This is a genomic window from Mesotoga sp. UBA5847 (assembly GCF_002432735.1).
Classification (GTDB): domain Bacteria; phylum Thermotogota; class Thermotogae; order Petrotogales; family Kosmotogaceae; genus Mesotoga.
Genome location: NZ_DJGL01000076.1, coordinates 11,064 through 26,744, shown reverse-complemented (window position 1 = coordinate 26,744; position 15,681 = coordinate 11,064). Strand labels below are relative to the sequence as shown.

Sequence of the window (15,681 nt, the reverse complement as noted above, 5' to 3'; positions counted from 1 at the left end):
GGCACACTGCAACTTGGAACTGCTCTTCGAAGTACGAACCCAGTTCTTGGACGGTCAACTGAAAACCGCTTCTTTACAGCGTTCAGCGGTACTTAGATGCTAGATTCCGTGCAGAAACATCACGGGATGACCCCAAACAGAAGGTCTTCGTTTTTAGGCGTACTGCGGCTCTTAGCCCGCGAAGCGGAACTGGCCTCGCCGAAGGCGAGACTGGCCGCACGAAGTGCGACTGGCCTGCGCCAGCAGACTGGCTTCTCCATTTCTCGTCTCTCGTTAGCGCAGCAGACTCTCCATAATACGCTTTCTCGGGTGGTCTTATCGTAGAAACACGCGTATCTTAACTCTTTCCCCGAAGAGTCAGAAAGGTCACTCTGCCCAGAAGCACCTGAATCGTCCGATGCTGTTCAAAATCTATAAGGAGATGTTGTTAGGGAACCACTCACTTTTCAGAAAAAGCAGCAATCTCATCTCCTAATTCGGATTGTGGAAGATAATGAGATGAAGAGTTTTCACCTGACGGTGGTTCTTGTGCTTACTGTATTATTCCTTACGGCCTGTCCAATAAAGAATAGCAAGCCTGAATGGGGAGTCATAGAAGCAATTGTCGAGAATATTGGAGAGCTTATTCAGATCAACCTTGCCGAATATTGTTCAGATCTGGACGGCTATTTTCTTTCATATAGTCTCATTGGAGGACCGGGAACCGTTTCAGGCAGCCTTTATGAATGGACAGTCAGCGGACCACTCGGCGATGTTGCAGTCACTATAAGAGCAGAAGACGAGAAGGAAGCATCATCTGACAAGACATTCACAGTAGCGGTCAAGTCATTCCCCAACGTTCCCTCGAACCCTTCCCCGGCAAATGGCACGAAGGACACTGATCTTGAAGTTCTCTTGTCTTGGGAAGGCGGAGATCCCGACGGGGATGCGGTATTGTACGATCTATACCTTTCCACATCTCACAATCCTTCCCTTTTCATATCGAATCGAACTACCAATACCTATAACAAGAGCGGTCTCCTTCCCAATGCGAAATATTACTGGAAGATAGCTGCGAAGAACGAGGGCTCGCTGCCGGTGATTGGTCCAATATGGAGTTTTACAACAAAGAAGTAATTCTATCTAGCAGAATGTTGTGTGGAAACTCCGGAGTTTGCCGGGATTTCCGAAAATCATCAAACATCGTTATTCATTAGTGGCTTTCCCGTAGCTCTCACTGCGTCAACAAACAATGGCTTTTTGGAAATTCCTCTATGCATCATTCCTGTGAGACTCTCACTATATAATTTCCATACCGACCCTTCGTAACTGCTTACCCTGTCATCCCAAACTTGTTTCGGGATCTGGGCTTTCGAAGGGGCCTTAAGTCTCTTATTATAAGATCTCTTCAGAAATAAAGTGAAATAGTGTTCTATATACTGGTCACTTATGCTAAAATGTGTTTGTTATAAAGGTCATTAATTGACAGGTGGTTAATATGACAGATCAACAGATGTTTTCCGTCCTTGCAAGATGGAATTACTGGGAAGATCGATCCCTTCCGGACCTTGTTTACAGAAGAGAGGTCGGTGAGATTGAAGAATTTCTTGACAGCAATTTCGTGCAGATCGTAAAAGGGCCTCGAAGATCCGGCAAATCATCTCTTCTTAAGCTTGTGTACAGAAAGCTCCTAGAATCTGTTGATAAACTCTCCTTTCTGTTCTTGAACCTTGAAGATGTCTCTCTCTTAATGGAAGAGAAAACACCTGTCCTTCTTGAAAAACTCTACAGGCTTTACAGGCAGAGAGTCAATCCCGTTGGAAAGACTTACATGTTTGTCGATGAGATCCAGCATATACGAGGCTGGGAGCAATGGATAGAGACTTACAGGGAGTCCGGGGAGGTCAAATTCATTGTTACCGGCTCATCTTCAAAGCTTTCTTCCAAGGAGCTTGGAACGCTGTTGACAGGAAGACACATAGATCTGACTCTGTTGCCCTTTTCATTCGCGGACTTTGTGCGATCGAAGGGAATTGAAGTCTCCTCGCTTTCAATTGAACTCAAAAGCGATCTCATCAAGAATCTGCTGTTCAGTTATTTGGATTCTGGAGGCTTTCCTGAGATTCTCTTGAACTTCCCGGAAGAAAACGGGACAAAGATTCTCGAGGCATATTTCGACGACATCATATACAGGGACATCGTAGAGCGTTGGAATATCAGAGACGTTCTGCTTACAAAGAGAATCGCACTCTATGCTCTGAAGAATAGCGGAAATCTCTTGAGCTACAGAAAAATACAGAAGGCTCTCGAACAGACCTCGGGAAAGACTTCAACCAGCACAATTTCAGAGAACATGTCGCACCTATCGGAAGCATACATATTGTTTGAAGTAGAGCTTCACACGAATTCCGTCAAGAAAGCCCTAATCAACCCAAGAAAAGTATATTCCGTCGACACTGGTTTGAGAAAAGCCGTTGTCAAGCCGCTCACTGAGGATTTTGGAAGAGATGGAGAGAACATTGTCTTTCTAGAGCTCTTGAGGCGGGGCTCTAAAGTGACTTTCTGGAAGACTGACAAAACCGAAGTTGATTTCGTCGCTTCTGGAAGAACTGACGATCTGGTCATCAATGTCACAATGTCGAATCTGGATGATCTCGATTTGAGAGAACGTGAACTTCGGGGATTACTCGAATTCGAGGGCGAGAGATCCCGCAGGATACTTCTAAACAGCGACATTGAAGACACGCTGAAGATTCACGACAAGACCATTGAGCTGATCCCTCTCTGGAAATGGCTTCTTATTGAGGATTTCCTCCCAAGCAATAATCTACACTATTTCTGACAGGTTTTCGTAAACCTAAAGGGCTTCAACTGAACTCATCGATCTGCTGGGTTTTCAGACAGATTCATTTGGATGCCTTCTGTCCTCTCAAGCGCTCTCCATGATATCCACGGACTGGTTTATGATCCGGGACCAATAACTAAGGACGGCTCTTCGAAGCGTTCAGCATGTTCTCTCAAGCGATGAGCGGATTTTGCAGCGTTCAGCGACTCCTTTATCGGCAGTTTATCGGAAATCCAGTATAATTGAAGTGTGGTGAGAGGAGCGATATTGGTGAAAGTGAAGTGGGACCCCCGGTACTCAATTACCGATAAGATAGCCTCAGATCTCATGACCATAGAAAAGATAAGGGTTCAAGTGGAGAACGCTCAGATTCCTTTAAGCTCTCTTTCGAGAATTAGAGAAAGCGCAAGGATCCGATCAACCCACTTTTCAACACAGATAGAAGGCAATCGCCTGACTCTCCAGGAAGCGCGCGATGTTGTAAATAATCAACGGGTTATACAAGAAAAAGCTAGGGATGCAAGAGAAGTGAAGAACTATTGGGATGCCCTCCCAAAAATCGAAGAGTGGGCTCAAGAACTCAGACCGTTCGATGAATATGTTATAAAGAAAACTCGCTCGATTGTCGAGAAGGGTCTCAGAGCAAAGCTCTCTGAGTATCGAAGCGAACAAAACGTAATAAGAGACTCCCTGACTAATGCGATCATCTACCTTCCTCCGGAAGCAAAGGATGTTCCGGAACTGATGGGGGGACTTGTTAACTGGGAGCACGAGGCCCGGAATAAGACCCCAGTGCCGCTGATCGCTGCGCTCGTTCACTACCAATTCGTTACTATTCATCCCTTTTACGACGGGAATGGAAGAACCGCAAGGCTCTTGTCCACCTTCATTCTTCAAAGGGGAGGCTATGGACTGAACGGAATCTATTCTCTAGAGGAGTACCACGCTAGCGACCTTCAGCTCTATTACAACTCTCTAGTCACTAATCCCCACCACAACTATTATGAGGAAAGAGAGAAGGCCGATCTCACCGGCTGGGTTGGATACTTCGTGGAATTGCTCGCAAAGGTTTTCGAAGCAGCCAAAAAGGAAGTTCTAACCCAAGGAGAAAATCCTCAAGATCCAGTGCTCTTGAGAAGACTTGACCATCGCCAGAAGAATGTCCTCTCTATGTTCGCTTCAAGAGATTTCTTGACTGTAAGAGAGCTGGCAAACAACCTGGGGCTTTCAGAGAGAATGGTGAGAAACATAGTAAACAAGTGGGTCCAAGAAGGCTTTCTCGAAGTACTCGATCCCTCGAACAAGAATCGAAGATATGGATTATCGGAAATATATCGGCAGTTAATCGGAAATGAATCTTGAGATTGTTCTTGGAATGTGCCAACGCTGTTCTTCAACGCTGAGAGTTATTGGGGAAGAAGGGCGAATTCCGAATATGAAACATTGGGCATAGGAAGAGCCAACGTGAAGCAGCTGCTCTTCCCCATCGTTCCCAATCCTTTCATTTTCAGAAAGGTTATGACATCAAGTCGCTTCACTAATGACTCTAATTGCTTTCAATACGCTCTAGCACTATGTTCAGTCGGATAAAACCGGGATTGTCATTTGCGTGTTAAATACAAAACAACTCTTCTGAAAAAGTCAGAGATGACTCACGATTTGATCATGAAGTGCTATGGTCTTCATTTTGAACGTACCAACTATACTGAGGCATCTGCTATGCCTATCTACTTTCTTTAACGCGCCAGACTCACATGTTCATTCATAGTCGGAATTTTGCGGGATTTCTAGCATACCAAGCTGTTCCGAAAGATCGCAAAGTGAGGAATTCCATCATGGAGAAGAGCCGTCCTCTCCAAAGTCTTTGGAGCCTTAACGACCTCATTTATGAAAATGAAAACCATTTTCACAATCACAGATATCATGCGGATCCTTCCAAGAGTAGTTGATGAAGAGAAATGCAAAAGCAATTTCATGTTGTTGCCCTGTGGCGAGTGAAGAACACTCATACTACCTCCTTTAATATCAATTACAATCTGGCATACGGAAGGCCAGGCGGTTTGCCTTGAAATAGCGTTAATTATTTGTGAATAAAGAAAACAGTGTGCCCTGTTCGGTGATAATTACGGATTTCTGAGAAATATCAGCCCAAGATCGCTTTAATATGTAAATGTTTTCAGTAATATCATGTTGTTGGAGCCCGTAAGGGTTAGAAAAGGAGGTTGGGTATATGAAAAAGAGGTTCATTCTACTACTTCTGGCCATCATACTCGTTTGTAGCCTCGCTATTGGTCAAGTTTACGATCGGAAGGAAACTCTCTACGCCGGTGGAGGGTTGTGGAGTCCGCCGAACAACTGGAATCCATTCACCCCCTGGGCGATCATGACCGGAACCAACGGTCTCATCTATGAGTACCTGTTTATGTTCGATCCTCTAAGCAACGAGATGATTCCCTGGCTTGCAGTGGATGGAGGATGGATAGACGGAAAGACCTACGAGCTGAAGCTTCGAGACGAAGTATACTGGACCGATGGAGAAAAGTTCGATGCCGAAGACGTCAAATTCACATTCGATATCGCCAAAAAGTATCCCGGAGTCCATTACAGCTCAATGTGGAACTGGATAAAAGAAGTGGAGATGGTTGACAGACTGACCGTGCGTGTCTATTTCACTGAACCACTCTATCAGCAGTGGTCCTTCCAGCTCTATCAGCTGCCTATGGTTCCTGAACACATATGGAAAAACAAAACGGAAGCCGAAATTCTTACAGGAGCGAACGAGGGACCGATAGGAACGGGTTGTTACCTGGCTGAAGGTTACGGTCTGGACAGAATGATCTACCTGAGAAACGACAAATGGTGGGGTATCGAGCAGCTGGGAATCAAGCCGACCCCCAAGAGAATAGTCTACCTCACCGTTTCCGGCAACAACGTGGCTCTGGGTATGATTTTCAAAGGAGAGCTGGACATCAGCAACTTCTTCCTTCCAGGAGTCCCCGCCGTAAAAGCTGCTTACGGAATCCACACATATTTCGATGGCGCGCCTTACATGCTTTCAGATAACACGGCAGTTCTCTTTCTCAACAACAGCAGAAAGCCGATGGATGATGTAAACTTCAGGAAGGCCGTTGCCTGGGCCATAAACGCCGACGACATAGTTACAAGGGTTTTCGAAAACCAGGTTATCAAGTCTAACCCGCTTGGCTTCCTTCCTATCGATGCCTGGATGAAGTATTACGATGAACAGGTAGTCGAGCAGTACAGTTTCAAATACGATCCGTCGGTCTCCAAGAAGGTCCTGGCCGATGCAGGTTACAAGGATATAAATGGGGACGGGTTTGTTGAGGCACCAGATGGTTCCAAGATAGAACTCTCCATAATCGTTCCTTTCGGCTGGACCGACTGGATGGAGTCAATAAAAATAATCGCCAACAACCTGAAAGCCGTGGGGATCAACGCTAAGGCTGAATTCCCCGACTACTCCAGATATCAGGACGAACTATACGGCGGCAGATTTGACATGGCTATCAACAATTTCAACAGCAATCTGTCCAATACTGTATGGAGTTACTACTACTGGTTGTTCTGGGATATCAGAGAGCAGCAGACTCAAGGCAACTACGGCAAATACAACAATCCAAAGGCCTTCGAGTTAATGCAAGCCTTCGACAGAACGCCTGTCGATGATTATGAGACGGGTCAGAAGATTATGTCGGAACTGGAAGAGTTGTTCTTGAAAGAGATTCCCTACGTTCCTCTCTGGTTCAACGGAATGTGGTTCCAAGCGAGTACCGATGTATGGACCAACTGGCCGAGTGAACACGGCCCTCATTATTATCCCTGCACCTGGAACGGAAAATGGCAACTTGGTGGTATATTCATGCTGACAGCTCTGGAGGCAAAGTAACGAACTAATATCTCTGCCCCCGCGGACGTAGTGTTGTCTGTGGGGGCCTTTGGCAGACTCGGATTTCGACGATTTCGCTCATGCGAGACTCAACCTGTATGGCTCGGGCTCCCGGTGTTGTTTTTCGCTGGGCAAGGAAGCAAAATTGGTTTTTTTTGGTAAGAAGACCATCTGTACTCTTAAGGGCAATAAAGATAACGATAGGATTGGACTGATCCAGATGCCGGACTGCCTGTGAATGAGGATTGCAACTAAGTCTTCCTAGGCGCAGTTTCTCAACATGACTGGAGCAACTCCCTTCAGCCTTTGAAGAAACACAAGTCCCTGTCCAATCCCCTTTTTCTGGCTCGCCGAAGTCTAGAGAGTCGCACGATTCAGATTGGGTGTTCGGAATGGGATTTGGTATCGCAGCTTTGACCGAGAATTTGTTTTGGTGGGTCAAGAAGATGAAGCTCTCCATCTTGTGAGTAGGGTTAAAGGAAGGAGACTCAGACCGTGGGAGCCTATTTCAGAAGAAAGATAATAATCTACCTGCTGACATTTGTATTTGCGGTTACGATAGACTGGATGATACCGCGATTTATGCCCGGCAATCCAATTACGAATCTGCTGTCTAGGTTTTCCACCAGGTCGGATACAACCGAGGTAATCGCCGGCTACCTTAACGAGATCTATGGGCTGGACAAATCACCACTTCGTCAATATGTCGCTTTTTGGGCAGGCCTTTTCAGAGGCGATCTTGGAGTCAGCTTGTATGTTACAGGGGCTCCGGTAACCAGGGTGATAACCAGGGCCCTACCCTTTGACCTTGCCCTGTTGATTCCCGCAATTATGCTCAGTTATTTTTTGGGCAACAAGTTCGGTGCATTTGCCGCCAGGAAAAAGAAACTTGACGGCATAGTCTTGCCCATCTGGTACGTGCTAACGGCTACGCCGTACATGTGGCTGGGTATACTTCTCGCCTGGTTCTTTGGGGTCGCGCTTGACGTTCTTCCAATAGCAGGTGCCTACAGTTTTTCAATGGTGCCAGGCTGGAACTGGGCCTTCATCTGGGACTTCCTGAAGCATTGGATACTTCCATTTAGCTCTCTCTTTCTTGTGCAGTTTGGAGGCTGGGCCATCGGAATGCGTAACATGATCATCTATGAACTAGAGGCCGAGTATTCAAGGTACCTGGAGTCTCTGGGTGCTTCTAGCACTCTCGTCAGACGGTATGCCTACAAGAACGCGGTCCTTCCTCAGATTACGGGACTTGCTCTCCAGCTCGGTGTAATAGTTGCCGGAGCGCTTGCCACCGAAGTCGTCTTTTCATACCCCGGTATCGGCCATCTTCTAAAGGAAGCGATTATGAATCAGGATTACTTCCTCATACAGGGTTGTTTTCTGTTCATAATCGTCGGTGTGTTGTTGGCCAACATCATTCTGGATATCGCATATATAATGATTGATCCTAGAATCAGACACACGGCAGGGGGAGAGACTGTATGAAGACTAAGAATGAATTTCTTTATTTCGCCCTTAGAAACGGGCGTCTGAAGGTCGGTTTTTGCATACTCTCATTCTTCATTTTGCTGGCGATCTTCGGACCTCTCTTCGCGAAACACGGACCGCTCGATTATGCCGGGCCGGGCTACCACCCGCCTTCAAAAGAGTTCTGGTTAGGAACTACAACCTTCGGGCAAGATGTTTTTTCGCAGACGGTTTATGGACTGAGGTCAACTTTTTTGGTCGGATTGGTTGCCGGAGGTCTCGCGACATTTCTGGGGATCCTCATTGGCTTCATAGCCGGCTATCGAGGAGGCATGGTCGACGAACTGCTCAACATGTTGACCAATATCGTTACTGTCATACCGACGTTGGCCCTTCTTCTTATTGTTGCGGCCTACCTACCATATAGAGGAATACTTGTACAGAGCATATTTATAGGTCTTACCTCCTGGCCGTGGGCGGCAAGAGCGATAAGGGCCCAGACGTTTACTTTGAGAACGAGGGACTTCGTCGACCTCGCCAGAATCACTGGCATGAGACCACTGAAAATAATCTTTGGAGAAATCGCTCCGAACATGATGTCCTATCTCTTCATGACATTCATACTCCAATTCGGAGGAGCGATTCTCGCGGCGGTTACGCTTGACTTCATAGGACTTGGCCCGACTCAGGGAATCTCGCTCGGACTTATGATGCAGAATGCGGTTTTGTGGAGCGCAATTCAGCTTGGGATGTGGTGGTGGCTGATACCTCCCGGAGTAGCTATCACGGCTATCGTCGGCGCGCTTTATTTCATGAATACTGGACTGGATGAAGTTTTCAATCCTAAATTGAGGGAGCTGTGATAATGTCTCTAAGCGTAGATGGCCTTAGAGTTTATTACCAGACTCTTAAAGGAGATATCAAGGCCCTGGACGGAGTAAGCTTCGATCTTCGCGACGGGGAGATTGCCGGAATTGCCGGAGAATCGGGCTGCGGAAAATCGACTCTCAGCAACTCCCTCATAATGCTTCGTCTCCCGATGAAACTCGTCGAGGGCAGTGTCTCTCTTGACGGAAGTCAGCTTCCTATAGGTGATAGCAGGAAGATGAAGGATTTCAGATACAAAAGAATCTCCATAATACCCCAGTACGCCATGAATGCTTTGAATCCTACCGTCAAGCTAAAGAAACTCATTGCGGATCTTCTCGCCTGTCACGGCGTGGGATACGAAAAGGCCCTTCCCGAACTTAACAGGAGGCTGGATCTCGTGGGTCTCGATAGATCGGTCCTAGACATGTACCCCGTAGAACTGTCGGGAGGAATGAAGCAGAGGGCTGTAATGGTTATCTCGACGCTTTTAGATCCCTCTTTGCTAATAGCAGACGAGATCACATCGGCCCTGGATGTCTCGACTCAGCGCGCAGTAGCCGAGATGATCGTAGAGTTCAGGGATAAGGGCTTTGTCAAAAGTGTCATCTTCGTTACCCACGACATCTCGATCCTCTACCAGATAGCAGATTCGATACTGATAATGTACGCGGGCAAGCTTGTAGAGCGGGCCGCTACAGAAGTGATAATTCAAAAGCCTGCCCATCCTTACACGAAGATGCTTATCTTGTCTCTGCCGGAGGTTGGAGTGCACTGCACAGATAGAAGACTGAAAGGAATCCCAGGAAAACCCCCTCAACTACTGTCGCCTCCGAGAGGCTGCAGGTTCAAGGACAGATGCCCGCTGGCCTTTGAAAAGTGCGAAGAGGAGCCGCCCATGACTGAAATAGAACCTTCACACTGGGTGGCCTGCTGGGGAGTGAGCTAGATGCTTGAGCTCATTAATCTGACGAAGGTCTTCAGGACGGGAATGTTCTCTTCAGGCAGTCTCAAGGCCGTAAACAATGTGTCTTTCAAGATTGAAGAGGGAGAGGTCACCTCTCTAATAGGCGAGAGCGGAAGCGGCAAAAGCACCATAGGAAAGATGATCTTGAGATTGCTGACAATCTCTGAAGGAGAAATACTACTTGATGGACGTGATATTAGCGTGTTGAAAGGCTCTGAGCTAAGAGATTACTACAGAAAAGTACAGGGCGTCTTTCAGGACCCGTTCAGCTCCTATAATCCTATCTTCAAAGTGGACAGAGTCTTCGAGAATCTTCGATCGGTTTTCTTCGGGAAGTTGCACTACAGTGACTGGATGGAAAAAGTGCACACAGTTCTGAAAAAGGTTGGCCTAGATCCAGATCAGATCCTTGGTAAGTATCCTCATCAGCTCAGCGGCGGTCAACTGCAGAGAATCCTCATATCCAGAGCCCTGCTGCTGGACGTAAGCTTTCTGGTGGCCGACGAACTGATCAGCATGCTTGACGCCTCTACAAGAGTCGACGTGTTGAACCTGCTTGCAGACCTCAAGAAGAAGGGCCTTTCAATACTATTCATAACCCATGACCTGTCTCTTGGCTACTATTTGAGCGAAAGAACAGTAATACTGTTCAAAGGTCATGTCGTTGAAATGGGAAGAACTGACAGGGTTTTCTTCAATCCTCAGCATTATTACACATGTAAGCTCCTCTCCTCAGTGCCGAGGCTCTACCAGAAGTGGGAGGACCTTAAGAGCGATTACGAAACGAAAATCGACGGACGAAAGTGTTTCGACCCCATCATGGATGAGGAACAAGAAATGGTGAAAGTTGAAGAGGATCACTATGTGGCCGTAAAAAGGAGATGAAGGTATGTTTGGCGAAGATTTCCTGTTCGGTGTCTCTCTTTCAGGATTTCAGTTCGAGATGGGAAGGAACTCTCCCGAGAGCATCGACCCTGGCTCGGACTGGTACGTTTGGGCTCACGATAAATTGAACATCGAAAATAAGATAGTTAGCGGAACGCTACCCGAAAGCGGGCCAGATTACTGGACAGGCTTCGAGAAGTTTCACAGACTTGCAGCCCACTCGGGAATGAAGATAATACGAATAGGGTTGGAGTGGTCGAGAATTCTCCCTAAACCAACTTTCAAGAGACGCGCAGATGAAATCGATGATATATGCAACGCTGAAGCGATAGAGCACTACAGAGAGATGATTCAAGACATAAGGAATCTGGGAATGAAGGTAATGGTTAATCTTAACCATTTCTCACTTCCCATTTGGCTCCACGAACCGATTAAGGTTAACAGGTACTCCGATTTCACTGCCGGAGGCTGGGTCGATCCCCGAACGGCCGAAGAATTCCGCAAATACGCCTGCCTATGCGGAAGGAGACTTGGAGATATCGTCGATATGTGGTCAACGGAGAATGAACCAGACATCGTGGCGATGCTTGGTTATAGAAACAGATCCTCCGGGTTCCCTCCGTCGATTGTCAGGCCAGACCTGGTGGAAGTGGCTCGCTCCAACTTGATCAACGCCCATCTGAATGCGTACGAAGAACTCAAGAACCAATCAGCCTCACCGGTGGGCTTGATCTACGCTTTCAGCTGGATAGACGGAGAAAAAAGAGCGGCCGATTCTGCCATGGAAGCTCAATTAGAATTCATCGACCGCATAAAAGAGAGAACGGACTTTCTTGGCATAAATTACTATTCACGGATGGTCGTCCAACCCGATAAGGACAGCGACAGAGGATATAGGGTCTTGCCGGAATTTGGACAGGGTTGTAAACCCAACTCGCTCTCCAGATCGGGCAGACCGACGAGCGACTTCGGCTGGGAGATCTACCCCGAAGGGTTGTACAATATATTGAAGATGACAATGAGAAGGTACGATATTCCAGTCTTTATAACAGAGAATGGAATCGCAGATGGCGCGGATTGCCTGAGGCCTTACTATCTCATCAGCCACCTGCACGCAGTGGAAAAGCTTATTGAGGAGGGCTTCAGTGTAAAGGGATACTTGCACTGGTCTCTCGCGGACAACTACGAATGGGCCTCCGGCTTCGCTATGCGCTTCGGACTGGTGAGTGTAGACTTTGAAGATGGAAGCCTAACTCCAAGACCCTCTTACTACCTTTTCAAAGAAATCATTGAACAGGGCTCAGTGAATAGCTTCAAGAAGATGTTGAAAGAGCCGTACGACCTTTTTGACGAAAGCCTGCTCATTGAATAGGGGGGGAAAGTCTAGATGGTAACCATAAAAGATGTCGCCGCCGAAGCTGGGGTTTCGATAGCGACCGTCTCGAGGGTAGTGAACGGAAGCGGCTATGTTTCAGAAGACACTAAGTTGCGTGTATTGAGGGTGATTAACAGGCTCAACTATCATCCAATGCCTTCGATTCGAAAGAAGAGTCTTTACAGAACCCTGGGCGTCCTTCTTCCTAACACTATGGGAAACCATTACGGAGAGATCTTCATGGGAGTCGAGGATTATGCTCACAGGAACGGGTTCGACGTAATGCTCGCCATGGCCCGAGAGATGGTCAGTCGCGAGCAGGAGATTCTCAACGAATACTTCCAGCGAAAGGTCGATGGCATCATAGTTGCGACTCTTCACAGCGACGAGCACATGCTTAACAGGTTCATAGAAAGCGGAATAGTCGTTGTCGCCGTCGACTCTCCAATAAGAGAGATCAAGGCCGACTCCGTAAACATAGATAACTCCTTTGCCGCATACAACGTTGCTAAATACCTTCACGAAAAAGGGCACAGACGTGTTCTCTTTCTTCCGGGGCAGGAGGGTGTGCACGCTTCAAAGGAGAGGTTGAAAGGGCTGAGGAAGTTCGCTTCAAGATCCACGGACTTCGATCTGAAAGTTGCAAGGGTAGGAGGATTCGAGCCGCACCATGGCCAGGAAGCCATCCGGGATTACCTTCAGGATTCCGGCGTTGATTTCACGGCAATCTTTGCCGTTAACGATCACGTGGCAATGGGCGCAATGCAGGAGCTTCACAAGAAGGGTGTTCGGGTCCCCGACGACGTATCCGTGATAGGGTTCGACGATTCAGTTCACGCTCCTTATACGATTCCCGCCCTAACTACCGTCTCGCAACCCAGAATCGAAATGGGAAGCGCCGCCGCTCAGCTACTCATAGAGAGATTGAGGCTGACCCAGAAGAGAGTATTCAGGAATATCGTTCTGCCCACGGCCCTTGTCGAAAGGGAATCGGTAATAGCTATATAGGAGAGAGGAAGGAGAGGACATCCTTGGCGATCAGAATAGTCGGCAACAAGCTCAATAATCTCCCCTGGGAAGAAAGGCCTGAAGATTTTCGCGAGCCGGTATGGAGATACTCGAGAAACCCCCTTATCACACGCGAAATGGTGGTAGGTGCCAACAGCATTTTCAACAGCGCAGTAGTAGCGTACGGAGATGAATTCAGAGGAGTATTTCGTGTCGACACTAAAGAGCTCGCCATGGAGCTTCACTCGGGAAAAAGCAAGGACGGGGTGTCGTGGAACATCGATGGAGAGAGAATCGAATTCATTTCCGAGGAACCAGAAATCGCCCGTTTCGTTTATGGATACGATCCCAGAGTCGTCTTCCTGGAAGATAGATACTACATCACCTGGTGTAACGGTTATCATGGACCGACCATAGGTGTCGGCTATACATACGACTTCGAGAGTTTTTATCAGCTTGAAAACGCGTTCCTTCCTTTCAACAGAAATGGGGTACTCTTCCCGAGAAAAATCAAAGGAAAATTCGCAATGTTAAGCAGGCCGAGCGACAACGGGCACACTCCCTTCGGAGACATCTTCTACAGCGAGGGCCCCGATATGATTCACTGGGGCTGCCACAGACATGTCATGTCGCCCACTGTTGGCTGGCAATCAACTAAAGTGGGAGCTGGGCCCATTCCAATAGAGACCTCGGAAGGTTGGTTGCTTATCTATCATGGTGTATGGACATCGTGCAACGGCTATGTATATAGCACGGGCGTTGCCCTTCTCGATCTGGAGAAGCCCTGGAAAGTAATCAAGAGGTCTAAGCATTACATTCTCAATCCGAGAATGCCGTACGAAAACGTCGGCGACGTTCCGAATGTAACCTTCCCGTGCGCCAGTCTCCAGGATCCCGAGACGGGAAAGATCACCATATACTATGGAGCGGCAGACACCGTTACCGCTCTTGCCTTCACGACTGCAGAGATCCTGTATGACTTCCTAGAAGAGCACTCGTAATTAATGTCACCAATGCGGTAGTCGAAATGTTCCGATTCCCAATAGGTAGTCTACGAAAGGATCAACACATGGATTGCAAGTTATCTTCTCCATCTCAAGCAAATAGGACTATCTCTTTTTGTGGACTGATATGTTTACGAAGGTCATGAAGGCAGCACATTCCTTTGTGCCGCTGGGATCTTCGGTTCAGCCAAACCAAGTGAACGGGAACAAACTCCCTTGCAGCTAAGCAGTCTCCAATGAAAACTGATAAATCAATCCCTTGATTCTGAAATGACTAAGAACATGAGTGAGAACTGGAGAGAAGATCCTTTGGCAATGGATCATCCTTGCATTCCTCCCTAGAAGATCTCTGAAGCGATAATACCAAATAATGTTCTATATACCGGACACTTATGGCAAAATCTGTTCGTTATAACGGTCATTAGCTGCAGAGTGGTCTACCCGCACTCACATGACCCTGGCTGGGATACGTATCAACAAATGAAAAGTCGATTATTGGCTTGTTGTAAAGATCAAGATATGTGTGCGCCTTTCTTCAATAATGCCAGCTTCTGTTCGTCTTCGTCCAAACCGTCACTTTCCCAGACCCCGTTCGATGAAGTCTTCCATTTCCTGTATATGCTCAGGATTATTGCAGGCCCTCTTCCAGTCATCCAAGACCCTTTCGAAAAACTCATCTGGAGCATCTTCGGCCCAGTCTTTGAACTGAGATGTCGATTCTTTGCCGAACTGGTCTATTCCTTTCAGAATACCCATGCAGTATTTCTTCGCCTCGTTCTCCAGCGAAAGTTCGAAATATCTGTTCAGTTCATTTGTGAATGGTTCTAAAGCCTCTTCAAACATTTCCCACGCTCTATCTGACGGTTCCACATACCCATACCTCATGCTGCCTGATTGTTCCCAGAGATCCTCAACTTCAATTCCTTCCAACGCATAGTACACTTGCGAAGCAACGTTCTCGACATCTATATCGCGCAGGTATTCCAATGCGATTTGCTCAATACGTTTTGCAATGCTCCGATCTTCGTTGGCCAAGGCTTTCAGTATAATAAGAGCATCATGACCGTTGATTTTGTCAAGAACCTTCTTTTTCTTTGTTACTGCTCGAGATTGCTTGTTGTTCCTATCCACCGTGTCTCCACCTCAACATCCCCGTCGTTATTCTCAGAAGATACTGGATAACTTGATTATAACTCTCTTACAGCGAGTTCAAATGATAGTGATTTCCATTGGGATTATGATCAGTGCGGAGGGTTCAACACAGAAAAGGACGAAACAGAAATTCCAATGGCGGTCTCGGAAGACGGAGGACCGTTGACGGATTTCGGGCCTTTCAGCGAACAGATGCTCCCAACGAAGCAAAGCTCTTAATCC

The 15,681-nt window shown here is 47.3% G+C and carries 13 protein-coding genes; 11 read left to right on the top strand and 2 right to left on the bottom strand.

The window, feature by feature from the left end; all coding sequences use genetic code 11:
* Positions 1–498: 498 nt before the first annotated feature.
* The 3 genes from B3K91_RS09030 to B3K91_RS09020 all read left to right on the top strand — a co-directional run bounded on the left by B3K91_RS09030 (position 499) and on the right by B3K91_RS09020 (position 4,186).
* Positions 499–1,116 (top strand): fibronectin type III, encoded by a 618-nt coding sequence (locus B3K91_RS09030; RefSeq protein ID WP_292594774.1) that lies wholly within the window; start codon positions 499–501, stop codon positions 1,114–1,116.
* Positions 1,117–1,477: 361 nt separating this feature from the next.
* The gene (locus B3K91_RS09025) at positions 1,478–2,821 is read left to right on the top strand and encodes an ATP-binding protein (protein ID WP_292594772.1); all 1,344 of its coding nucleotides are present in this window, start codon (positions 1,478–1,480) and stop codon (positions 2,819–2,821) included.
* A 273-nt stretch (positions 2,822–3,094) separates the two neighbouring features.
* On the top strand, positions 3,095–4,186 hold the full coding sequence (locus tag B3K91_RS09020) for a Fic family protein (RefSeq protein ID WP_292594770.1): 1,092 nt from the start codon (positions 3,095–3,097) through the stop codon (positions 4,184–4,186).
* 425 nt (positions 4,187–4,611) lie between these two features.
* Here B3K91_RS09020 and B3K91_RS09015 read toward each other — a convergent pair whose 3' ends face one another.
* Positions 4,612–4,833, bottom strand: a complete 222-nt coding sequence (locus B3K91_RS09015; RefSeq protein ID WP_292594768.1) for a hypothetical protein — start codon at positions 4,831–4,833, stop codon at positions 4,612–4,614.
* A 221-nt stretch (positions 4,834–5,054) separates the two neighbouring features.
* On the opposite strand from B3K91_RS09015, the gene B3K91_RS09010 reads away from it, so the two are divergent.
* The 8 genes from B3K91_RS09010 to B3K91_RS08975 all read left to right on the top strand — a co-directional run bounded on the left by B3K91_RS09010 (position 5,055) and on the right by B3K91_RS08975 (position 14,304).
* Positions 5,055–6,731, top strand: a complete 1,677-nt coding sequence (locus B3K91_RS09010) for an ABC transporter substrate-binding protein (RefSeq protein ID WP_292594766.1) — start codon at positions 5,055–5,057, stop codon at positions 6,729–6,731.
* Between the two features lie 495 nt (positions 6,732–7,226).
* Positions 7,227–8,219 carry an ABC transporter permease gene (locus B3K91_RS09005; RefSeq protein ID WP_292594765.1) on the top strand — a complete coding sequence of 331 codons (993 nt, stop codon included), beginning with the start codon at positions 7,227–7,229 and terminating at the stop codon, positions 8,217–8,219.
* On the top strand, positions 8,216–9,064 hold the full coding sequence (locus B3K91_RS09000) for an ABC transporter permease (protein ID WP_292594763.1): 849 nt from the start codon (positions 8,216–8,218) through the stop codon (positions 9,062–9,064). The genes B3K91_RS09005 and B3K91_RS09000 overlap by 4 nt, the downstream gene beginning before the upstream one ends.
* Before the next feature lie 2 nt (positions 9,065–9,066).
* The gene (locus tag B3K91_RS08995) at positions 9,067–10,017 is read left to right on the top strand and encodes an ABC transporter ATP-binding protein (RefSeq protein ID WP_292594762.1); all 951 of its coding nucleotides are present in this window, start codon (positions 9,067–9,069) and stop codon (positions 10,015–10,017) included.
* Positions 10,018–10,920, top strand: a complete 903-nt coding sequence (locus B3K91_RS08990; RefSeq protein WP_292594760.1) for an ABC transporter ATP-binding protein — start codon at positions 10,018–10,020, stop codon at positions 10,918–10,920.
* A gap of 4 nt (positions 10,921–10,924) precedes the next feature.
* Positions 10,925–12,292: a beta-galactosidase BgaS gene (gene bgaS / locus B3K91_RS08985; protein ID WP_292594758.1), complete on the top strand. Its 1,368-nt coding sequence runs from the start codon at positions 10,925–10,927 to the stop codon at positions 12,290–12,292.
* 15 nt (positions 12,293–12,307) lie between these two features.
* A complete protein-coding gene (locus tag B3K91_RS08980) occupies positions 12,308–13,303 on the top strand; it encodes a LacI family DNA-binding transcriptional regulator (RefSeq protein WP_292594755.1) in 996 nt (331 codons plus the stop codon).
* Between the two features lie 23 nt (positions 13,304–13,326).
* Positions 13,327–14,304 (top strand): glycoside hydrolase family 130 protein, encoded by a 978-nt coding sequence (locus B3K91_RS08975; protein ID WP_292594752.1) that lies wholly within the window; start codon positions 13,327–13,329, stop codon positions 14,302–14,304.
* A gap of 576 nt (positions 14,305–14,880) precedes the next feature.
* On the opposite strand, the gene B3K91_RS08970 is transcribed toward B3K91_RS08975, so the two are convergent.
* A complete protein-coding gene (locus B3K91_RS08970) occupies positions 14,881–15,438 on the bottom strand; it encodes a hypothetical protein (RefSeq protein ID WP_292594750.1) in 558 nt (185 codons plus the stop codon).
* Between the last annotated feature and the right edge of the window lie 243 nt (positions 15,439–15,681).